The organism is Bacillus sp. GBSW19 (genome assembly GCF_002998655.1).
In the GTDB taxonomy this organism is placed as follows: domain Bacteria; phylum Bacillota; class Bacilli; order Bacillales; family Bacillaceae; genus Bacillus.
In genome coordinates this window covers 344,100-366,107 of the sequence record NZ_PVRF01000003.1, presented here as the reverse complement: position 1 = coordinate 366,107, position 22,008 = coordinate 344,100, and the positions used below count along the sequence as shown (strand labels likewise).

The window sequence follows — 22,008 nt, the reverse complement described above, 5'->3', positions numbered from 1 at the left end:
CTTCATTTAAATTGAACTGGTTTTTAGTTGATGAACCAGCTTTTGTTCATAGCTGTGGATAATATCTTCATAACTTTCTATCTTGTAATCTAACCGCTTAATCGTCTCTTCGATTTCCTTTTGTTTTTCTACAAGTCTTTCTCTCTCATTGACCAAAATACTTTTCCGCGAGGACAGGGTACGATCCTCGCCCTCGATAAATAAAGCCGTATATTCTCGAAGTGCATCAATTGAGAGACCGGCATTTCTCATACATTTGATAAATTCAATCCATTGAATATCCTCTTCAGCATAATCACGAACTCCGTTTTCATCACGCCGGATCGGTCGAATTAAACCAATATTCTCGTAGTATCTGAGCGTAGCAGTAGATAAATCGAGCTGCTTTGCAGCTTGTGCTATTTTCATTGTTTTCACCCTTCTCTTCTTCTCTCACCTTATGAAATTCCTTCTTCTCATCATCTCCAATTTGATAGAGAACGCAAGATGCTTTTGGCTCAATTCTTTATTTAAGGATGTTGAAAAGCTTGAAGAGGGTTCTCTATTGACTTAGAGTTCACTTTAAGACGTACAGTATAGAAGTAAAGAATCTTACTTGAAAGGATGATCAAGAATGTGTCAGACGCACCATTCAAACGTTTTAAGTGTTTCACATGCAAAAGCGAGCTTTGAACGGACAACCATTGAACGAAGAGCGCTTCGTCCACATGATATTTTAATCGATATTCAATTTAGCGGGATCTGTCATTCAGATATCCACAGTGCCTTTGATGAATGGGGCGGCGGTATTTTCCCAATGGTTCCGGGTCATGAGATTACTGGAGTCGTTGCCGCTGTTGGTGATGATGTGACGAAATTTCAGATCGGAGACCGTGTAGGTGTTGGCTGCTTTGTTGATTCCTGCGGCACCTGTGAATATTGCCAAAATGGAGACGAGCAATATTGCACGAAAGGGGTCGTCCAAACTTATAATAACCTCGATTATGACGGGGAACCGACTTACGGCGGCTATAGTCAGAAGATTGTCGTGACAGAGCGCTTTGTCGTCAGCATTCCAGATCAACTATCCCTTGATGCCGCAAGTCCTCTTCTCTGCGCTGGAATCACAACTTATTCACCGTTAAAGCACTGGAAGGCAGGGCCAGGTAAAAAAGTTGCCATCGTCGGAATGGGCGGACTCGGTCACGTGGCCATTCAATTCGCACGTGCACTTGGCGCTGAAGTCACGGTATTGAGCCGCTCTTTGAATAAAAAAGAAGAGGCGCTGTCATTTGGTGCAAAAGATTATTTTGCTACAAGTGATCCTCATACCTTTCAGTCACTAGCCGGTCAGTATGACCTCATTCTCAACACAGTCTCTGCCAATATCAATATAGACGCCTATTTGTCCCTACTTCGTGTGGATGGAACCTTGGTGAACGTCGGTGCACCACCTGAGCCAGATCAATTCCACGTCTTTTCATTGATTACTGGCCGTCGCAGCATTGCCGGTTCACTCGTTGGAGGCATACAAGAAACACAAGAAATGCTCGATTTCGCAGCTGCTCACAATATCGCACCACAAATTGAAGTGATCAACGCAAGTCAAGTTGATGAAGCGTATGAACGTGTGCTGAAAAGTGATGTGCGTTATCGGTTTGTCATTGATATTTCGACATTATGATCGGATTCTATTTTGAAAGACTAGCTCAATGGCTGGTCTTTTTTAATGGTGGATATCCTGTTTTTCTTATAGCGAGGATTCTAGAGGATATGTTCAAAAATCATGGATAATAAAAAAACAATCACACCCAAAATTTCTTCAAAATAATCTCTCTTTTTTAGAACTAAATTTATTGACAAAAAATAAATAAACATGTTATTATTAAAAATTTGATTATTTCGGATCGATTTGTGGTACCCTTATAGTAGGTACTTAATATGGAGGTGGATGATATGTTTCAAATTGGTGATAACATTGTGTATCCAATGCATGGAGCAGGTATAATTGAAGCCATAGAAGAAAAAGAATTTTCTGATGAAAAACAACAGTATTATGTGATTAATATGTCAATCAGTCATATGAAAGTGATGATACCAACACGGAAAATGTCGGGTTCACGTATTAGACCTGTTACAGATATACTGGCATTAAACAGTGTGATACACATTTTCCAGCATGGCAAATCAGATCAAATACTGACATGGAAAGAACGTCATACAATTAATACAAACAAAATAAAAACGGGTAACATCCAAGACGGTGCTGAAGTTGTACGTGACCTGATGCGTATGAAGAAAGAGAAAGCACTAAATGCAAGTGAAAAGAAAATGCTAGATGATGCCCATGAATTTTTGCTAAGTGAATTAGAAGTCATCAAAGGGATTACAGAAAAGCAAATAAAAAGTTTCTGTTAAGAACTCTGCCGCTCTTTTGGGCACCCCTCACCATTTTTGATTACATGTTCTCTAAGAACCTATCCACCCTTCAACTTATGAAAGAAAAAAGAATTTATTTAGGCAAATTCCGCATATTGTAAATCCAATATGCTATACTGTTGATAAACCTTTGAAGCATGAATTTTTTTACGATTACCTTGTAACATCTCCCTACTTGTACGCTGAGTAGGGTTTTTTATTGAAGAAATAAATGAAAACACAAAAAAACAGGCTCTCTACAGAGAACCTGTTTTTAAAAATGAAGATTAAGCAGTTTTTTGAACGTTAGCAGCTTGAGCTCCACGAGAACCTTGCTCTACGTCAAATGTTACTTTTTGACCTTCGTCTAAAGATTTGAATCCGTCACCTTGGATAGCTGAGAAATGTACGAATACATCGTCGCCTTCTTCACGTTCGATAAATCCAAAACCTTTTTCTGCGTTAAACCATTTTACTGTACCTTGTTCCATGTTTGTTGCCTCCTAGTGCGTTTACCACACAATGTATTATACTATCCTTGCCCAAAGTATCCTCAAGACGAAAAGTCTTTCTTCATGCTATCCTTTACGCCGAACAAAAATAATTATTCTTATTGTAACATGAATCGGAAATAATTGCAATTTTTAAATGTGTAAGGTCAAAAAATTGAGAATAGCTATTATAAAAAGTATTATAAAAAATTTGAGTTTAACATATCTTCTTTTTTAGATAACTATCCAACTTGTGCTAATGAAGATGTCCTTGATACTTGGAGCATTGATAGGAGGATGACTAACACATAGTTATTATATTAAGCGCTTCTTTACTACTTTGCAGCGTATTAATGGCTACGTTCTAAAACTTTGCTTTTCGAAAAACTACCCCTACAAGCACAATACGTTATCAAAGATTTAGTCATCCACAACAGAAAACTTAAAAAAGAAAGCCCTTTTCCTCGAATAAGGATAGAGCTTTCTAAAGTTTTTTATTTATTCAGTTAAGATTTAACTTCTTTATTTTTATCAATAGATAAGGTTACTATAACGCTAAATATGCTAATTAAAGTTCCTGCAATAGAAACAACAATAGTCAAAAAGCCGTTCGGAATAAAAAACCCTATTGGAATGAGCCCCAGAAAGGAAAGAACAATAAAACATTGGTATACACCAGATATAACCCTTACAACAAAATTACTAAAAAAAGACATAATTAACGGCGGAATGAATAAAAATGCAACTATTCCCATTGATATCATTAAGATACGAGGTTCATCAAATGAAATGACATTATCCCCAGGAGAATTTTTGGCAGCTACTAGCACTAATACTATGGACATAATTAATGTGAGCAAAATCAAAAAAAACCTTTTTAACATTATCATAACTCCTTTTTCGATAAATACTTGAAAAACCATAACCATTTTATGTTATTTAATTGAAGTATATGCAGTCAATTAGCAGAAATAATCTTATTACTTTATATCTTAAGGTTACACTAAACTTTTTATCTTCCTTAATACATTTAACATAAATGATCCAAATGTTAATTAAAATCAATCATAAAGAGATACAAAAATTTATTTAGTCAACCAATTTTTGGGCTGACACAAATCGCCTGTATTTATCATGGTTACGCATTAATTGGTCATGAGTTCCTTTACCAGTAATTACTCCTTGGTCTAAGAATATGATCTGATCTGCTTTTTTAATAGTTGCTAATCTGTGAGCTATTATTACTGTGGTTCTTTTTTTCATTAATTCTTCTAGTGAATCTTGTATTTTCCTCTCACTCTCACTATCCAAACTTGCTGTTGCTTCATCCAATAATAGGATATCAGGGTCTTTAATAAAGTTTCTTGCAATGTCAATTCGTTGACGTTGACCTCCTGACAACTTTAATCCTTTTTCTCCAATTATTGTATCATACCCTTTGTCTAACAAAGTAACAAATTCGTGGCAATTAGACAATTGAGAATATTTTATGATTTCTTCTTCACTAATTTCTTTTTTAATGCCGTACACTATATTATCTTTTATCGTGCCATTTATCATCGCGTTAGTTTGCATTACGTAGCCAATTTTATTTCGCCAATCTGATAGATTAAATTCATTAATGGGTATTCCTCCAAGTGATATGCTCCCATTGCTCAAAGGCAATTCATATAATCGTGCAATTAAATTGAAAATAGTACTTTTACCAGAACCAGACGGACCTACAAAAGCAGTAACCTTTCTACTTGGGATATCAAAAGTTATTTTATTCAAAATCTGTTTATCATCAAACTTGAAACTAACGCTTGAAAATTTCAAATTTCTATTACTGAAATCAATATTTGAAACATGTCTATTAGAATCTAGTTCTTCTTTATGTTCGAGTAATATTTCGCTCAATCTCTGGCTAGCTCCTATCGCTCGTTGGTAATCCGTAAGTAGGGTTGAAAAATTAGTAAGAGGGCCAGATAATTGTATTACATAGAAAATCATAGCTACTAGAGTACCTGCAGATATTGCCCCCGTTGAAACCCTTATACCACCAAATCCCAGAATAATTCCTATAGTCAGTAAAAGAATAAAGCTAGTTAATGGTTGTATAATTGAAATGATTTTGGCTTCTTTTAACCCTAATTTATATATTTCAAAAAGATTACTATGAGCATTTTTTAATTCTAAACTTTCAGTATTCGATATCTTTACTAAACGTATTTCGGTTAAGACACGACCTAATAATCCGCTAAAGCTAGCTGCTTCTGATTGTGCTGCTTTTGAGATTTTTCTCACCATTCCCCCTAAAGGTATAATTATGGCTAAAAATATAGGCACTATAATAAGTGTTATTAGAGTCATTTGCCAATCCATTCTCAATAAGATAATAATAGAGCCTAAAACAGTTATTATAGAAGGGATTATATTCGGTAATTTTTGAGATACAAAAGCGTTGATAACATTAGTATCTTCTGTGATACGACTCATTATTGAACCACTCTCATTATTATCAAAGAAAGGGATTTTTAATTTTATTATATGCTCCCACAGCATATAACGAATTGCCATAATCATTTTTTCTCCAATTTTACTGAGCAAATATAAACCAATACCACTCAAGACCGCATTTATTAGAAACATACATAAAAAAAGCGCTATAAATCCCAAATTAAAAGTGTTCTCAGAAAATTTATCAACAACTTTACCAGTAAATAGAGGTATAAACAAACCACTAATACTCCCTACAGATGAAATAGTTATAGCAAATAAAATTAATAATAATGGCAGTTTTATTTTACGTAATAAAAAGAATAAGGGATTTTTAGGTTTCATAATAATATCCTTTCTGCTATAGACTATCCACATTCACCACAAAGTATCTATCTTACATTTCAATCAAAAGTCATAAATAAAAAATTAAGAGTTAGACTCATATATATTAATGTTCATCACAGGTAGCTCCATATAATTAGTATTTTTTATATTACGATTAACTATCCTAATGAACCAGAACCAGAAAATATATCATTTGATAAATGATACCTCAAACCCAGATGTGTATATTTCTTTTCAATAGAATATGTATATATTTCTAACGTCTTTATGTAATCGCCATTTGTACTATGACTATAATCTTGATCAATATATTATCACGTAGTTCCTCTAAACAAACCACAATTATAAAAATATATTGTCTAATGTTGCCTGGAAGAACTCATAAAATTGTTTGACGAGATACAATATTTAAAGTATCTTAAATCCATATTTACAATCGGTCAACAGGTTAATTATTGCGTAAATCTGCACTGATGATGCTTACAGGAAGGTTGATTAAACAGAAGTTATACTAGCTGAAGATATAAGAGATTGACCTTCAATAGTTACTGTTGTTCCTACAGTATATAACGAACGAATATCTGAATTTTGAAACTTTACGATATTTCCAATTTTCTAGTTTTACACAAGGTTTTATAGTAGCAGTTCTTAAATAGAAAATAGAGTTTAAATCAATATGTTTTCACATTTTAGGAGTTATTTGTGATAGCTTTCTTAATAAAAAAGAGCACAAAAAAACCAAAGGTCTACAACCTTTGGTTTCTTAGATGCGGCCGAGAGGACTTGAACCTCCACGGGTTATTCACCCACTAGGCCCTCAACCTAGCGCGTCTGCCATTCCGCCACGACCGCGTGTATGATGTGCTCATATATTCATAAGTGCACTGTTTGAAAAAACAATGCGGGTGAAGGGACTTGAACCCCCACGTCATAAAGACACTAGATCCTAAGTCTAGCGCGTCTGCCAATTCCGCCACACCCGCGTGACAATGGTGAGCCATGAAGGACTCGAACCTTCGACCCTCTGATTAAAAGTCAGATGCTCTACCAACTGAGCTAATGGCTCATCTGCTATGCAGAAAAACATATATATAAAATGGCTGGGCTAGCTGGATTCGAACCAACGCATGACGGAGTCAAAGTCCGTTGCCTTACCGCTTGGCTATAGCCCAACGAATCAAAAAACAAAACATGACCCGTACGGGATTCGAACCCGTGTTACCGCCGTGAAAGGGCGGTGTCTTAACCGCTTGACCAACGGGCCATACAATAATGGCGGAGAAGGAGGGATTTGAACCCTCGCGCCGCTTACGCGACCTACACCCTTAGCAGGGGCGCCTCTTCAGCCACTTGAGTACTTCTCCATTATGGCTCCGCAGGTAGGACTCGAACCTACGACCGATCGGTTAACAGCCGATAGCTCTACCACTGAGCTACTGCGGAATAATAAGACATGTTTCATTATATATATGCCAGAAAAATGTGTCAAGAATTTTTAAGCGTTTCATTCCTGGCCCATTTGCGACGGCTTTTATAATTTAACATATACTAATATAACAGTCAAGCCTTTTTCCATGCCATTTGTTTAACTTGGCAGAAAGCCCCCGACCTCTTCACGTAGACCAAGGGCCTTGATGCAGCCTTCCTCAGGAGACTAAGACAGCTTAAACTTTCGCATCCACTTATAAAAAGTACTTCTTGGCACCCCTGCTAACTTCGCTGCTTCTGACACATGACCTTTTGTTTTATGCAGTGCTTCTATCACTGTTTGCTTTTGAATGCGCTCCCTAAACGTGAGTTCTTTTGGAATCTCGGTACACTCTGCTGGATGCAGCTTCTGCTTTTTCTGATCAATCGTCTCTAATACTGAAGCATATTGCGATTCACCAATCCATCCGCCTTTCGGAAAGAGGACCCTTAGATGTTCAAACAGATTAAAAAGCTCTCGTATGTTTCCCGGCCAGTGGTATTCCTGCAATGTCTGAAAAAATGATTCAGGAAATACCGCATTCCAGTGGTACTTATTTTGGTAATAACGATATAAATCACGAATGTCTTCTTTTCTTTCTCTAAGCGGCGGGATGTTGATCGGATAGACATGAAGACGGTAATACAAGTCTTCTCGTATTTTTCCTTCCTTCAGTAGTTCATTCATATTACGGTGAGTCGCTGTAATGATTCGAATATCCAAAGGGATTTCGTGTGTCCCGCCGAGCGGTACGACTTTCCTTTCTTCTATCACCCGAAGAAGTGCTACTTGCATCGCATATGGGATTTCGCCAATTTCGTCTAAAAAGAGTGTTCCTTTATGAGCTTGTTCAAACTTCCCTTTAGCTCCGTGACGTTTTGCTCCTGTAAAAGCCCCTTCAGCATAGCCAAATAATTCGCTTTCTAACAGGCTTTCAGGAATGGCTCCGCAATTAACAGCAATAAACGGTCCTCTATGCCTTTCACTGGCTGAGTGAATGGCCCTAGCGGCCAGTTCCTTCCCTGTACCTGTTTCGCCCCAAATATATACATTGGCATCTGTTTGTGCCGCTCTCTTCATCTCGCTGAGCGTCTGTTGAAACACCTTGCTTGTTCCGGATTCCCCGGGAAATTGAGCAAAAGAAACGGTGATGCTATTTTTCGCTGCTTCTTCAAGGGAAAGGGACATGCCCAGCATCTTTCCATCTTGCTCTGATTGAATGATCTGCGTTCCCCGGATAACAAATGGATGACCCTTAAGCCGCTCGACATCCATTCCGTACCAGTCAGAAAATCGTTCTCTAATCGACCTGCTTGCAGAAACAATTTGCTTTTTTTCATTACAGACCACATACGGTTCGTCTGCTTCCACCTGCTGGAGACAATGAGTGATCAGCTCCATCTCTCTCCTTTTTTGCTGGACTTGAATTTCTCTCTCTATGGCATAAGCAACTGTTGAAGCCATTCCAAGCATAAAAGGGTGCTTGTTATCCGCCATACAGGAGATATCAATCACCCCTATGATCGTACCGTCTGCATCACGAATAGGAGCGGCTGAACAACTCCAATGGTGAGAGGCGACAGAAAAATGCTCAGTTCCGTTGATCGTCACAGCTTCCCCGATGACGAGTGCCGTTCCAATAGCGTTCGTGCCTACATCTGTTTCGGTCCAGCGCGACCCCTCCATAAAATTAATTTTTCTTGCTTCTACCATCGTTCTTTGGCTTCCTGTCAGACTTAGCACATAACCGTCTGCATCGATAAGTAAGGCCAGCATGTCAGATTCTTTTAATTGCTGACTGATTTTATTTAAGTAAGGAAGAGCAGCATTGAGGAATAATGAGTATTTCTTTTTTTGGGCACTGAATAATTCCTTTTCTAACAACGACTGTCCTTTATCTAAATACGGATTAACATTTGCCTGTTTACACCTGTGCCATGATTCCATCACTCTCTTATTCAGACGAGACTGATCAAGCAAACCTTCACGAACAAAACGTTTCCACGTATTTAAATAACAAGGCGTCGGATTCATTCCATCCTCTCCTCTGGGGGCTTTTTATTCATTATAGATAATTATAAAAGCGCTTTCAATTAACATTGGCTAACCCAAGAAGTCAATCGGATAGAAATAGAGTCTTTTTCAGCAGTGCACCGCTCGTCCCATTGTTTGCAGCAAGGCTTCGTGTATCGCCTCTGAAAGTGTCGGATGTGCCGCAATAAACTCCTCTAATGTATCAGCGGTCAGCTCTGTATGCATCATCACCGCCGCTTGTCCAATCAGTTCTGTTGCATTCGGTCCAATGATTGATACACCTAAAATTTCTTGATATTGCGGTTCTACAATGACCTTTACTTGACCGGCTGGTTGATTTAAGATTAATGCTTTTCCATTTGCAGAAAATGCACATGTCCCTATCTGAATCTCCTCATATTGTTTTCTAGCACTCTCTTCATTTAAACCAACACTGGCGATTTCTGGAGAGGTGTAGAGGCATCTTGGAATCACTTGTTCATTGACTTTTACATGTTCACCTGATGCATGGGATGCCGCAACCGTTCCTTCATGAAAAGCAGTATGAGCAAGCTGGACCCCACCTGTCACATCACCGCACGCATAGATATGCGGGAGATTGGTTTGCATATGTTCATTGACGTAGATTCCGTTTCTGTCAAATTCAATGCCGACCTGATCAAGATTCAACTCTCCAAGCTGCGGAGTTCTGCCAATTGCCACTAAGCAACGATCAGACTGGATTTCACACTGCTCTCCTTGATTTTTCTCTACCACTACTTTTCTTGAAGAAGAATCAAGCTGTTTGACTGCGGCGGACGTCAAAATGTCTACACCCGTTTCTTCGAGTTGCTCGTGAAGACATTGTGCTATATCACAATCTTCTTCAGGTAAAATGTGCACTGCCCGCTCAACCATGACAACTTTTGTCCCCATTCTGCTAAATATGCTTGCAAACTCACAGCCGATCACCCCTCCCCCAATAATACAAAGCGAATCTGGTATCGAAGAAAGTGACATGGCATCCTTGCTGTGAATGATCCATTCCCCATCAAAAGGTGCAAAAGGTAAAGCAGCAGGCGCTGCCCCTGATGCAATAATGATTTGTTTTGCTTGAATGATTTCAGACTTCCCTTCACTTTCTACCAATAGCTCGTGTGCCGATAGAAATGACGCCTTCCCTTTCAACACGCTGATTTTGTTTTTATTCATCAAGTAGCGAACGCCATCAGTTAGTTGCTTGACGACAGACTGTTTCCGTTTTTGAACGACATCCCATTGGATGATAGGCTCATGTTCTGGAAGCTCAATTCCAAAATGTACAGCCGATTTCACATGCTCAAACATATCGGCGCTTTGCAAAAGCGCTTTCGTCGGAATACAGCCTTCATTGAGGCAGGTACCCCCCAGCTGACCTTGATCAATTAACACAACCTCCCTGCCAAAACGGGCGGCTGTTATGGCCGCCACATAACCTGCTGGTCCGCCTCCTATAATGACCAGTGTCATGATACGTTCACCTTCTTCCTATAAAAGAATGGATATTGGTTCTTCTAAATATGCTTTGACCGTTGATAAAAATGCGGATGCCGGCGCTCCGTCCAGCACGCGGTGATCAAACGTAAGACTGAGTGGCAGGATGGTCCCTTTGCACAATTCATCCTCTCGATATACAGGGGTTTCATACATTGTTCCGACGCCAAGGATACCGGCTTCCGGCGGATTCAAAATCGGAGTGAAATGCTCTACACCATATGCACCTAGGTTGGTGATCGTAAAGGTAGAGCCTTCGATTTCATCGTGAAGAAGTTTGCCTTCACGTGCTTTTTTGCCATACAATTTGATGGTCTTCGCTAGCTCAATGAGCGCTAGTCTCTCAGCATGTCGAATAACTGGCACAGCTAAGCCGTTTTCTAAAGCAGCAGCTATCCCAAGATGAACATACTCAAAAGTTTCCACTCTTTCATTTTGATATTGACTGTTCATCGCAGGGTGTTTGAGTAATGAAAGGATCGTTGCTTTGGCTACAAAATCGGTCATGGTCAATTTTGTCTCGTGACGGGCTATGGCTGTTTCATTCAGCTGTTGTTGTAAGTTTGTAAGTTTTGTCACGTCCGCTTTCATCGTAATGGTTAATTGTGCACTTGTTTGCAGGCTTTCCATCATTCTTGAGGCAATTGTTTTCCGCATCGTGTTAACAGGTTGATGCTCTGTCTCATTTTGTTTTTTCTCTGCCCGTTCAGGAAGCGCATGAAGCACATCCGCTTTCGTAATTCTTCCCCCCGGTCCTGTCCCCACCAGCGTATCAATGTCTAGGTTTGCGCTATTCGCAATTTTACGAGCAACAGGGGAGATTTTCTTTCTCTCTTTCTTTGGTTTTGACTGGACGTCTCTTTCTTTCTTTTCCTCCACCTGTTCATTTCCTTCACCGATATAGCAAATGACCGTGCCAGGCGGTACACCTTCTCCCTCAGACACTTTTATATCCAATATGGTTCCTTCAGCAGGTGATTCGATCTCCATTTCAATTTTTTCGGAGTTGATGCTTGCAATGCTTTCCCCTTTATTTACGGTCTCACCGACCTCCTTATTCCAGACAGATACCGTTCCTTCTTTCATCGACATACCCAATTTAGGCATCACAACTTCGACAGCCATCTCCCTCTCTCCTTTCTTTAGTTCAAGATCTTGTCATGACTCTTGCCAATCATCTCTAATACGGTGTTCACAACCTTATCAGGTGTCGGCAGATATATATCTTCAAGAGGTGGTGAAAATGGTACTGGTGTATGAGGAGCCGTCACTTTTTTGATTGGAGCGTCAAGTAAATCGAATCCTTTATCTGCAATCAAAGAAGAGATATCTGCGGCAATTCCGCACCTTGGATTTGCTTCATCCACAATGACAAGCCGATTTGTTTTTTCTACCGAAGTCAGAATGGCCTCTTCATCGAGCGGCGACAAGCTTCTTGGATCAATCACTTCCGCTTCAATACCTTGAGCAGCTAACTCTTCTGCCGCTTCGAGTGCTGTATGCACTTGTTTGCCTACTGCAAAGATGGTTACATCAGAACCCTCTCTCTTCACATCTGCTTTACCAAGCGGCAATGTGTAATACCTCTCCGGCACATCTCCTGTGATATTGTAAAGCGTCTTGTCTTCAAAAAAGATGACAGGGTCCTGATCCTCGATGGCTGCCAGCAGCAGCCCTTTGGCATCATAAGGTGAAGAAGGCACAACTACTTTTAATCCAGGAATGCTTGTAAATAACGCATACAAACTTTGCGAATGCTGGGCTGCTGCTCTAAAACCCGCCCCATGTGTCGTTCTAATCGTGATCGGCACCTCTGCTTTTCCGCCAAACATGTATCGAAATTTTGCTCCTTGATTCAGCACTTGGTCCAGACAAGTACCGATAAAATCATTAAACATAAGTTCCGCAATTGGTCTTAGCCCTGTTGAAGCAGCTGCCATGGCCGCGCCTACATAGCCAGCTTCACTAATCGGTGTGTCTAGGACACGCTCACGTCCAAACTCCTGTACGATTCCTTTTGTTACTCCAAGAACTCCGCCCCATGCTTCATCATCCTGTAAGTGATCTACATGAGCGCCTCCCGCAACATCTTCCCCCATTAAAATGACATCTTCGTCTCTTCTCATTGCCAGTTTAATCGCTTCATTCAAAGCACTAGACATGCTGATTTCTCTTGTCATTTTCCTCTCCCCTTTCTGATTTATTGATACGAAACATACACATCGGTCAGTAATTCGGTATGATCTGGATATTCACTTTCTTCACTGAATCTAACGGCTTCATCTATCGCTTCTGCTACAGCCGCTTCAATACTTGATATCTCCTGATTCGTCAGCAGCTGCTTCTTTAATAATTCATTTTTAAAAAGAGCGATGGCATCTTTCTCTTCTTGGTGTTCTGCTTTTTCTTGATTTGTTTTGTAGCGCTGGGCATCTCCTTCAAAATGTCCATAATTCCGATATGTCATGCATTCAATCAATGTCGGACCTTCTCCATTTTTTGCTCGTTCTATCGCTTGTTCTGCTGCTTGATAAACGGCTGTCACATCTTTTCCATCTACTTGAATACCCGGAATGCCATAACTGGCGGCTCGATCCACGATCGATTTGCAGCTTGAAGCATAGGAAAATGGCGTCGCTTCCCCGTAACCATTGTTTTCTGCGATGAAAATGACAGGCAGTTTCCAGATGGCGGCGAGATTGATTCCTTCGTGAAAAGTCCCTTGATTGTTTGCACCATCCCCAAAAAAGCAAACGCTTACATTATTTGTCTTTTTATATTTAGCCGTGAGGGCTGCCCCGCACGCAAGTGGAAAGCCGCCTCCAACAATTCCGTTAGCACCGAGCATTCCTTTATCAAAATCTGCAATGTGCATGGATCCACCTTTTCCTTTACAAAGACCTGTGGCTTTTCCATAGATTTCTGCCATCATTCCTTTTAGATCACAGCCCTTAGCGATACAATGGCCGTGGCCGCGGTGTGTACTTGTAATACTGTCTTGTTCATTCAGGTGAGCACAGACTCCTACAGCAACAGCTTCTTCGCCAGCATAAAGATGGACAAAGCCTGGCAAGATCCCTTTTGTAAAAAGCGTGTGTACTTGATCTTCAAATTGGCGGATTTCCTGCATTTTTTGATACATCCAAACGGCTTTTTCTTTTGTGAGTGCCATTTCCATATGGTAAAACCTCCTATCTTTTTTTGCTTGCACTTATATACAAGCAAAAAACGTGCCAACATCATGGCACTTGAAAACTTAGGTTTTGAACGATTCACACCGATCAAAAAAGAGACAAAATGAGACTTGCGTCTCTATTTGTCTCAATATGTCTACTTCATCTCCTATATATCACGATGCTCAGTTCCATTGGACAAAAAAAAGCATCCCATAAAGGAATGCTTTTCACTCTTAATCGATTGTACGCCGCCATTTTAATTTTCCTTTGCAGACGCCGCACACATAACGAGAGGTATCAAATCGTCTTTTCCTGATAAAATACTGACCGCATCCTGTGCAGACATATTCATGACGTTTCTGTACACGCCGTTTATTTTGTACCGTCTTTAGCGGTGTACAAAAACGCGGGGCTCCTACTTGTTTTAATAACTCTTTAAAATCCCGGTCCCGATGCTGATAGCCCTTCCCCTCAAGGTGCAGATGATAATGACACAATTCATGCTTGATGATACCGATCAATTCGTCTCTTCCATGCTCCTCTAAATATCGGCGATTTAACTCAATATTGTGTGTACCAAGCAAATATCTTCCGCCTGTCGTTTTGAGACGGTCATTAAAAACAGCTTGATGGCGGAATGCCTTACCAAAGAACTGCTCAGAAATATGCTCTGTTAACTGCTGTAACTCTCTCTCCTTCAATCAAGATCGTTCCTTTCTATAAAAACCTCGAACGGGACAATTTCCCCTTTGCATACATTGAAGGTACACCCACTGTTTCGATCAAAGGAGGAATGGGCGATGCCCAACTGGCTGAAAAATCAGATGCAGAAGGCATTTTTTGAAAAAAATCATTACCAAATCAAATTGCTGAATCAATGCTGGTACTTCTACAGAAAAAAACATTCAGTCACATCAAGGCACACCCCATCCTAAGGTGCGCCTCGTTTTTTGTTTACTCTGGTTTCAGCATGGAGAGGGCAACGCGGCCTTTTACCTGGTCAACGGAGTCCACCCATACAGTTACAATGTCACCAACTGATACAACGTCAAGCGGATGCTTCACAAAACGGTTGCTTAGCTTTGAAATATGTACAAGCCCGTCCTGCTTTACACCAATATCAACGAATGCGCCGAAGTCTACGACGTTTCGCACCGTTCCTTGCAGCTCCATTCCTTGCTTCAAGTCCTCCAATTTCAACACATCTGTTTTCAAAAGAGGTTTTGGGACTTCATCGCGCGGATCACGCTCAGGTCTTGTCAGCTGATCGATGATATCCTGAAGTGTAATGATACCAATATCAAGCTGCTCTGCTGCTTCGTCCAGTTTGACCTCTGCAATTTTCTCCTTTAACTGCTCTGTGCCAAGATCGTCTGGCGTCATCTTGATCATGCGTAAGAATTGTTTTGTTTCTTTATAGCTCTCTGGGTGAATGCCTGTACGATCAAGTGGATCTTGTCCGTCTGCGATGCGCAGGAAGCCGATACACTGCTCATAAGTCTTAGCACCAAGTCTTGGAATATCCTTGAGCTCTTTTCTGCTTGTGAATCTCCCAATCTCTTCGCGGCGCTTGATGATATTTCCTGCGACAGCTTTTGAAAGACCTGACACATATTGCAGCAGCGCCTGTGAGGCCGTATTGACGTTCACACCGACTTGGTTGACGACAGTCTCCACCACGAAGGTTAACGAGCTGTTTAATTGCTTTTGGCTCACGTCATGCTGGTATTGGCCCACCCCGACAGACTTGGGATCAATTTTCACAAGCTCTGCTAAAGGATCTTGTAATCTTCTAGCAATTGATATGGCACTTCGTTCTTCGACTTGCAGGTCTGGAAACTCTTCTCGCGCCAGTGCAGACGCAGAGTATACACTTGCCCCTGCTTCATTCACGATTAAATAGGACACCGGCTGATCCAGCTCTTGAATCAGGTCTGCGATGAATTGTTCGGTCTCTCTTGAGGCTGTTCCATTTCCAATCGCAATGACTTCAATGTTTGATGATTGAATGATCTCTTTCACTTTTTGTTTGGCTTCCGCTTTTTTCTGCACAGGCGGGTGCGGGTAAATGACGCCAATATGATGGACTTTGCCCGTATCATCCACGACGGCTAACTTACAGCCTGTACGAAATGCAGGGTCGACTCCTAGTACACGCTTCCCTTTCATCGGCGGCTGAAGAAGCAGTTTTCTTAAGTTTTCAGCAAAAATATGAATCGCTTGCTCTTCTGCCTTTTCTGTCAGCTCTTTGCGTATTTCTCGTTCGATTGAAGGCTGAATGAGGCGCTTATAGGCATCATCAATTGCCGCTTCAATAAACGGTCTCGCCGTCGTCTGCTTGCCTTTTATGACTTGCTTATCGAGATAGAAACGAATATTTTCAGCAGGTGGTTCGATGGCTGCCTTTAAGATGCCTTCTTTCTCTCCACGATTGACCGCTAGTACACGGTGGGGCACTATCTTTTTGATGGGCTCTTGATAATCGTAATACATTTCATAGACGTTTTTCTCATCGCTCTCGATGTCTTTTCCTGATGTGACCAGACTGCCCTTTTGGTACGTTTCACTGCGAATCCATTTCCGCATATCAGGATCATCAGCCAGCTGTTCAGCAATGATGTGCTGCGCGCCTTCAAGTGCCTCGTCTACACTTCTTACTTCCTTTTCTTCGTTGATAAAAGAAGCAGCCTTCTTCTCGATCTCATCGCTTGGCAGCGCGAGTACATATTCCGCCAGCGGCTCGAGCCCTTTTGCTTTGGCTACATTCGCCTTTGTTTTACGTTTTTGTTTGAATGGCCGGTATAAATCTTCGACCTCTTGCAGTTTATGAGCTTGTTCAATTTTTTGTTTTAATTCATCCGTCAGTTTGTCTTGTTCAGCGATTAAGCGAATGACTTCTTCTTTTCGGTTCATGACATTTTGGATATATGTATAGCGCTCTGAAATGGTTTGAATTTGCACCTCATCCAGTGAGCCTGTCTGCTCTTTCCGGTAACGGGCAATAAACGGGACGGTGTTGCCATCCTCTAAGAGCTTGATGACACTTTCAATTTGTTTTGTTGAAAGCTTTAATTCTGTTGCAATTTGTTTCAATAAAAAGTCAGATGTCTTCATACTTTGCATCCTCTCACTGTGTCTTCTCTTTTAGTGTATCAAAAAAACCGGCAAAACAGAAAAAAGGTCAGCTATTTTACATGAGCTGACCAAGTACATAGGTGAGATCGTCTTTCTTGTCTTGTGTGTATGTTTCAAGCTGTTTGGCAATGTCTGCAACTGAATGACTATGCTTTAAACACATTCTCATGTTTGGCACATTCAGTCCGTCTGAATACATAATGAATGTCGATCCTTTTTCGTAGGAATAGGTGTAAGTTTTATATTTTCTAGGTTTCCCTGATAAGTATCCTGATGTCGGAAGTGGATAAATATAGTCGCCAGAAGGGGCATTCAAGATAAACCGAATATTACCAACCGAACAATAGGTAAATTGCTGCTGGGAAAAATTCACCTTTAAGATCGCAACTGTGGCCCCGCGTTTATTTTTCATAGCCTGATTGCATCTGTCGATGAGGGTCGTCATATCCTCATGTCCATATTCTTCGACAATTTCGCTGACTAAAGAAGATGATTCATTGGCGAACTGACCGCTGCCTAATCCGTCTGCCACAGCACAAATTAGTTCTTCATCATCTGCTTTAATAAAAAAACTGTCCCCGCAGCATGATTTCCCTTCTTTATTCGATTGATAGATAATAGCATTCACATGCTCATGCTGTTCAATCTGCTTCATTACCCTAGCTCCATAGACGCATCTTCTGATAATGCATCTCGTAGCTTTTTAACTGCCTTCCGTTGCAGTCTCGATACATGCATTTGGGATATCCCGAGTAAATCGCCTGTTTCTTTCTGACTCTTATTTTGTAAATAAGTCAGATTGATAATCTCTTTTTCTCGATCTGTCAGAACATGAAGCACACTCTCAAGCATCATTTTTTGGTTTACACGTTCGTAGCCCTCTTCTTGTGAGCCGACAACGTCTAAAATGGTGACTGTACTTCCTTCAGAATCAGCCTCTACGCCTTGGTCAACAGACAGCGCTTGATAGCTTTTGCCCATCTCCATGGTTTCCAGTACTTCTTCCTCTGTGACATCTAGGTATTCTGCAATTTCTTGAACTTTAGGTGACTTTTGCGTCTCCGTTGTCAGATGATCAACTGCCATCTTGATTCTTGGTCCAAGCTCTTTGATCCGCCTTGGTACATGGACACTCCATGTTTTATCTCGTAAAAAGCGTTTGATTTCTCCGATGATGGTTGGAATGGCAAAGGCTTCAAATGATTTACCGACGAGCGGGTCATATCGCTTAATAGCGCCGAGTAAACCAATCATTCCAACTTGTCTGAGATCCTCATGAAAACTTTTCCCTTTGGAATATTTTTTCGCCAGCATATCGACCAGATTTGTATAACATTCGACAAGCGTGAGCTGCGCCTGCTCGTCTTGATTGGTTTGATAGCTTTGGATGAGGCGATCCACTTCATCTTTAGTTAGTTTCATAGTTTTGGATGGTTGTGTCATGGTCAACTCGCTCCCTGTTTAAAAACTTTGTCATCGCAACGGTAACTCCGGAGTTTGCTTGCACCTCGACTTCATCCATCAATGTTTGCATTAAGTATAAACCAAGACCTCCTTCTGCCAATTGATCGACCGTATGAGCAGATGTGTACGGTCCTAGGTCTTCCTGCTTTTGCTTAAAGTCAAAGCTACCGCCTTTGTCCGCGACAATGATTTCTAGACGATCCTCGTAGACAAGAAAGCGAACAGCTACCTCTCCATCTTCGCCATGTTCACCTTTGTAGGCATGCTGAACTGCATTTGTACAAGCCTCACTGACGGCAATTTTTAAGTCTTCAATCTCTTCGTAAACATAGCCCATTCGACTTGCTACGCCTGAAAGAGTCAGGCGAATGATGCCTACGTATTCTGGTTTCGCTGGGATTTTCATCTCGATTAGATCTACTGATTCGTTCATTGTACCCCACCCTCTGTCTTTGCAGAAATGTCAATGATGTCCTTTAGTCCAGTAATTTCAAACAACCTTACAAGCCGATCTGACAAGTTCTCAAGCTTTAATGTTCCACCTGCTTTTTGAGCCGCTTTAAACAGCCCAACAAATACACCTAATCCTGTACTATCCATATACGTAACATCCTTCAAACAGATTTCAAGATGCTCTCCCGCCTCGGCTTTAGGCATGAGCGTTTCTCTTAGCTCAGGTGCGGAGTACACATCGATTTCTCCGCTGACACTAATTTTCGTTTTTTGATCTATTTGATGCTCTTTCACTGTCATATTCATTATGCATTCACCTCGAAATTCTTGTTTCCTAGAATTTTATATACCCGCATCTTCACTTTCTAAACCTTTCTTTTGAGCACAAGTAAAGTGAAGTCATCGTGAAGCTGAAAATCTTGCAGCTTGAGTAAGCTGGCATAGATGGCATCGACCATTTCCTGAGCTGAGTAGGATAGGTGCTCTGCTATAAGCGCTTTGATATCCTCCCGCTCTAAGAAACCGTCCTCTGACTTAGATTCTGTGACACCATCAGAGAATAAGATCACCATATCTCCTGCGTCCAAGTGCTTCTCATACTGCTTGTAGTCAAAGTCTGGTGCGATTCCAAGGACAAGTCCTCTAGCATCTAAATCGTAAAATTGATTCTCTTTTTTGCAATAGAAAAAGCCCGGCTCATGACCAGCCGATGCGTATTTAAATTCATGTGTTTCTGTATTATAGCTGCCATAGAACATGGTGATAAACATGCTTGGGTCTACGTTTTGTTCGACAACACGATTAAGGGTTTTTAGGACCTTTGTTGGGCCGCTCCCTGACTCCGGCAAGGAATCCATCGCATACTTAATCATCGACATACAGAGCGCAGCCGGGATGCCTTTCCCAATCACATCTGCGATCGCGATATTGATTGTATCGTGATCGGTGACAAAGTGAAAATAATCTCCACTCATCTGTTTTGCCGGCACACTAATGGCACCAATATCAAAGGTGTCACCTTCTGGTATTTTCGTTTCCAGAAGGGTTTGCTGAACATTTGCAGCAATTTCAATCTCTGATTTAATTTCTTGCTGGATGCCTCTGAGTGTTAAATGTTCCTGGTAGGCAAGTCCGTACCCAATCATGACTTCAATTAAGAAGTCTAGTGAATGAAAGACATCTTCCGGCAAATCAGGGTATAGCTCCTGAATCACTTTTCGGTGAACACTCACTATTTCTTCAGGAGGTATTTGATGCTCAATGGTTTTTCGGCTAAATTTTTGAGCTTGATAAAGCGATGTTTCAGTTAGATCACTGATATAACGACTGAGCAGCTGATGATACCGCTGCTCCATTACCTCCTTAAAATCCATGGTTTCCCTCCTAGCGAAGCCACTTGACAGCTTGTATCTCCGTTCCTTGTTCTTGTGTAGAATCTAATTTAAAATCATCCATCAGTCTTCTGACTCCCGGAAGACCTGCTCCGAGTCCGCCTGATGTAGAAAAACCGTCTTCCATCACTTTACGTATATCCATGATGCCAGGTCCTTCATCGGCTGCAATGATTTTGAGTCCACGCTTTCCGCGCTCCATCACTTCTTCTATACAAATCTGACCTTTACCAGCGTATAAATAGATGTTTCGTGCTAATTCAGAAATAGCCGTCGTAATTCTTGCTTGGTCAACTGTTCCAAAGCCTAATTCTTTAGCAACATTTCGTCCCAGTTGTCTTGCCGCAACTATGTCCCATTCCGTCAAAATTTTCACACAGGATTGGTCTTTCATATCTATTCCCCCAATTCCCGCTTCAATGTCTCAAGCCCTTGTTCAAGATCTAATGCTGTCTGAATTTCTTCCAGTGATATACCAAGTTCAATGAGTGTTACAGCGACTGCCGGCTGTATTCCTGTTAATACAACTTTTGCCCCCATGAGCTTTGACATCGTGATGACATCGCCTAATACTTTTGCGATAAATGAATCGATCATATCAACAGATGTTAGGTCAATGACAACGCCGTTCGCTCCTGTTTCATGAATTTTATTCAGCAAATCTTCTTGAAAGTGAAGGGCTGTTTGGTCATCAAGCTCCCACTGTATCGAAATTAGAAGACAATTATATAATTTTAAGATTGGAATCTTCGGGTGATTTCTCACTGGGTTTCCCCTCCAATGAAACAATTTTTCGATTTGTCATTTCTAAAGCAGTTTGAATTCCTTTTTGAAGGGTATTCTTTGTTGTAACTTGAGATAAATCAATTCCAAGGGTGACGATGGTTTGGGCGATTTCTGGACGAATACCGACCAATAAGCATTTTGCACCTACTAATCTCACAGCCTCTGACGCTTGAATGATATGGTGTGCCACCATTGTATCGACGACAGGTACACCGGTGATGTCGATTAAGACCACCTGTGACCGATGCTTCACAACGCCATTTAACAGATTCTCCATGATCTTCTTCGCACGGTCTGTATCAATTGTTCCGACAAGAGGCATGACAGTGATGTGCTCAAACACCGGAATCAGCGGAGCAGAAAGTTCTTGTAACGCAATTTTTTGAAGGTTGACGGTTTTCTCCCATGAGATGGAGTAGTGATTCAATATTTCGTTATGAACTGGTGAGATGAACCGATCAATTTCCCATATGAGCTCATTACTTCCTTGTTCAGTATTTTTGTCACTGTTCATTTTGTGATATAAGTGTGAACGGATTTCCGTTAGCCCTTTTGCCAGTAACTTAAGTGATATACCCATTTGTACAATTTTTAAAGCAAAAGATTGCACTTTTTCTTCAAAATCCTCAGCATTCGCCTCTGAAAGGGATGCTAGAATAAGCTGGACATATTCGGAACAAATCGTTTCATACATTTTATCGTTTAGCATCATGTCCGTTTCTTCTTCTCCGAGTCGTTTGAAGATGTCAGTCCATTCTTTTTCTAATTCCTTTTGGTGCGCTCTCGCAAAAGCTAACACGATATGATTCGACATATTTTACCCCCTACATACATAAAAAACAATAACTTTCATTCTCTCTCCATTATAGCCTTAA

General features: G+C 40.9%; 22 protein-coding genes and 7 tRNA genes. 3 read left to right on the top strand and 26 right to left on the bottom strand.

Annotated features, from left to right (window positions below; all coding sequences use genetic code 11):
• Nucleotides 1-6: 6 nt before the first annotated feature.
• Nucleotides 7-408 carry a MerR family transcriptional regulator gene (locus C6344_RS16210; protein WP_060595605.1) on the bottom strand — a complete coding sequence of 134 codons (402 nt, stop codon included), beginning with the start codon at nt 406-408 and terminating at the stop codon, nt 7-9.
• Between the two features lie 205 nt (nt 409-613).
• Here C6344_RS16210 and C6344_RS16205 point away from each other — a divergent pair, with 205 nt between their 5' ends.
• Nucleotides 614-1,663, top strand: a complete 1,050-nt coding sequence (locus C6344_RS16205; RefSeq protein ID WP_034666054.1) for an NAD(P)-dependent alcohol dehydrogenase — start codon at nt 614-616, stop codon at nt 1,661-1,663.
• A gap of 272 nt (nt 1,664-1,935) precedes the next feature.
• The gene (locus tag C6344_RS16200; RefSeq protein WP_106037132.1) at nt 1,936-2,397 is read left to right on the top strand and encodes a CarD family transcriptional regulator; all 462 of its coding nucleotides are present in this window, start codon (nt 1,936-1,938) and stop codon (nt 2,395-2,397) included.
• 287 nt (nt 2,398-2,684) lie between these two features.
• Here C6344_RS16200 and C6344_RS16195 read toward each other — a convergent pair whose 3' ends face one another.
• The 16 genes from C6344_RS16195 to C6344_RS16120 all read right to left on the bottom strand — a co-directional run bounded on the left by C6344_RS16195 (nt 2,685) and on the right by C6344_RS16120 (nt 14,605).
• Nucleotides 2,685-2,888: a cold-shock protein gene (locus C6344_RS16195; protein ID WP_003214229.1), complete on the bottom strand. Its 204-nt coding sequence runs from the start codon at nt 2,886-2,888 to the stop codon at nt 2,685-2,687.
• A 506-nt stretch (nt 2,889-3,394) separates the two neighbouring features.
• On the bottom strand, nt 3,395-3,772 hold the full coding sequence (locus C6344_RS16190; RefSeq protein ID WP_060595603.1) for a hypothetical protein: 378 nt from the start codon (nt 3,770-3,772) through the stop codon (nt 3,395-3,397).
• Between the two features lie 205 nt (nt 3,773-3,977).
• Complete coding sequence (locus C6344_RS16185; protein ID WP_106071751.1) at nt 3,978-5,711, bottom strand: ABC transporter ATP-binding protein; 1,734 nt, start codon at nt 5,709-5,711, stop codon at nt 3,978-3,980.
• 771 nt (nt 5,712-6,482) lie between these two features.
• A tRNA-Leu gene (locus tag C6344_RS16180) sits at nt 6,483-6,566 on the bottom strand.
• A 48-nt stretch (nt 6,567-6,614) separates the two neighbouring features.
• A tRNA-Leu gene (locus C6344_RS16175) sits at nt 6,615-6,697 on the bottom strand.
• A gap of 7 nt (nt 6,698-6,704) precedes the next feature.
• Nucleotides 6,705-6,780, bottom strand: a tRNA-Lys gene (locus tag C6344_RS16170).
• 31 nt (nt 6,781-6,811) lie between these two features.
• Nucleotides 6,812-6,886, bottom strand: a tRNA-Gln gene (locus C6344_RS16165).
• A 20-nt stretch (nt 6,887-6,906) separates the two neighbouring features.
• A tRNA-Glu gene (locus C6344_RS16160) sits at nt 6,907-6,978 on the bottom strand.
• A 9-nt stretch (nt 6,979-6,987) separates the two neighbouring features.
• Nucleotides 6,988-7,078, bottom strand: a tRNA-Ser gene (locus C6344_RS16155).
• A gap of 4 nt (nt 7,079-7,082) precedes the next feature.
• Nucleotides 7,083-7,157: transfer RNA gene (locus tag C6344_RS16150), tRNA-Asn, on the bottom strand.
• A 211-nt stretch (nt 7,158-7,368) separates the two neighbouring features.
• Nucleotides 7,369-9,216 carry a sigma-54-dependent Fis family transcriptional regulator gene (locus C6344_RS16145; RefSeq protein WP_106073098.1) on the bottom strand — a complete coding sequence of 616 codons (1,848 nt, stop codon included), beginning with the start codon at nt 9,214-9,216 and terminating at the stop codon, nt 7,369-7,371.
• 108 nt (nt 9,217-9,324) lie between these two features.
• The gene (gene lpdA / locus C6344_RS16140) at nt 9,325-10,704 is read right to left on the bottom strand and encodes a dihydrolipoyl dehydrogenase (RefSeq protein WP_106073097.1); all 1,380 of its coding nucleotides are present in this window, start codon (nt 10,702-10,704) and stop codon (nt 9,325-9,327) included.
• An 18-nt stretch (nt 10,705-10,722) separates the two neighbouring features.
• Nucleotides 10,723-11,853 carry a dihydrolipoamide acetyltransferase family protein gene (locus C6344_RS16135; RefSeq protein ID WP_106048615.1) on the bottom strand — a complete coding sequence of 377 codons (1,131 nt, stop codon included), beginning with the start codon at nt 11,851-11,853 and terminating at the stop codon, nt 10,723-10,725.
• Nucleotides 11,854-11,870: 17 nt separating this feature from the next.
• Complete coding sequence (locus tag C6344_RS16130; RefSeq protein WP_060595599.1) at nt 11,871-12,908, bottom strand: alpha-ketoacid dehydrogenase subunit beta; 1,038 nt, start codon at nt 12,906-12,908, stop codon at nt 11,871-11,873.
• A 20-nt stretch (nt 12,909-12,928) separates the two neighbouring features.
• The gene (locus tag C6344_RS16125; RefSeq protein ID WP_060595598.1) at nt 12,929-13,906 is read right to left on the bottom strand and encodes a thiamine pyrophosphate-dependent dehydrogenase E1 component subunit alpha; all 978 of its coding nucleotides are present in this window, start codon (nt 13,904-13,906) and stop codon (nt 12,929-12,931) included.
• Nucleotides 13,907-14,137: 231 nt separating this feature from the next.
• Complete coding sequence (locus C6344_RS16120) at nt 14,138-14,605, bottom strand: SprT family protein (protein WP_106073096.1); 468 nt, start codon at nt 14,603-14,605, stop codon at nt 14,138-14,140.
• Between the two features lie 99 nt (nt 14,606-14,704).
• Between C6344_RS16120 and cmpA the strand changes: the two genes are divergently transcribed.
• Nucleotides 14,705-14,839: a cortex morphogenetic protein CmpA gene (gene cmpA, locus C6344_RS16115; RefSeq protein ID WP_095286213.1), complete on the top strand. Its 135-nt coding sequence runs from the start codon at nt 14,705-14,707 to the stop codon at nt 14,837-14,839.
• 19 nt (nt 14,840-14,858) lie between these two features.
• Here cmpA and C6344_RS16110 read toward each other — a convergent pair whose 3' ends face one another.
• The 9 genes from C6344_RS16110 to C6344_RS16070 form a co-directional block, all read right to left on the bottom strand.
• On the bottom strand, nt 14,859-17,018 hold the full coding sequence (locus C6344_RS16110) for a Tex family protein (protein ID WP_060595596.1): 2,160 nt from the start codon (nt 17,016-17,018) through the stop codon (nt 14,859-14,861).
• Nucleotides 17,019-17,094: 76 nt separating this feature from the next.
• Nucleotides 17,095-17,694: a PP2C family serine/threonine-protein phosphatase gene (locus C6344_RS16105; protein WP_034663944.1), complete on the bottom strand. Its 600-nt coding sequence runs from the start codon at nt 17,692-17,694 to the stop codon at nt 17,095-17,097.
• A complete protein-coding gene (gene sigB, locus C6344_RS16100; RefSeq protein WP_099679665.1) occupies nt 17,694-18,482 on the bottom strand; it encodes an RNA polymerase sigma factor SigB in 789 nt (262 codons plus the stop codon). Before sigB ends, C6344_RS16105 begins: the two co-directional genes overlap by 1 nt.
• Nucleotides 18,448-18,936 carry an anti-sigma B factor RsbW gene (gene rsbW / locus C6344_RS16095; RefSeq protein WP_060595595.1) on the bottom strand — a complete coding sequence of 163 codons (489 nt, stop codon included), beginning with the start codon at nt 18,934-18,936 and terminating at the stop codon, nt 18,448-18,450. The genes sigB and rsbW overlap by 35 nt, the downstream gene beginning before the upstream one ends.
• Nucleotides 18,933-19,262 (bottom strand): anti-sigma factor antagonist, encoded by a 330-nt coding sequence (locus C6344_RS16090; RefSeq protein ID WP_060595594.1) that lies wholly within the window; start codon nt 19,260-19,262, stop codon nt 18,933-18,935. The genes rsbW and C6344_RS16090 overlap by 4 nt, the downstream gene beginning before the upstream one ends.
• 59 nt (nt 19,263-19,321) lie before the next feature.
• Nucleotides 19,322-20,329, bottom strand: coding sequence for a PP2C family protein-serine/threonine phosphatase (locus C6344_RS16085; protein WP_060595593.1), 1,008 nt, complete (start codon nt 20,327-20,329; stop codon nt 19,322-19,324).
• Between the two features lie 10 nt (nt 20,330-20,339).
• Nucleotides 20,340-20,741, bottom strand: coding sequence for an anti-sigma regulatory factor (locus C6344_RS16080; protein ID WP_060595592.1), 402 nt, complete (start codon nt 20,739-20,741; stop codon nt 20,340-20,342).
• A gap of 2 nt (nt 20,742-20,743) precedes the next feature.
• A complete protein-coding gene (rsbS, locus tag C6344_RS16075) occupies nt 20,744-21,112 on the bottom strand; it encodes an RsbT antagonist protein RsbS (RefSeq protein WP_003214235.1) in 369 nt (122 codons plus the stop codon).
• Entirely contained in the window at nt 21,072-21,947 is an 876-nt protein-coding gene (locus tag C6344_RS16070; protein WP_045210228.1) for an RsbT co-antagonist protein RsbRA, read from the bottom strand. Before C6344_RS16070 ends, rsbS begins: the two co-directional genes overlap by 41 nt.
• Nucleotides 21,948-22,008: the final 61 nt, after the last annotated feature.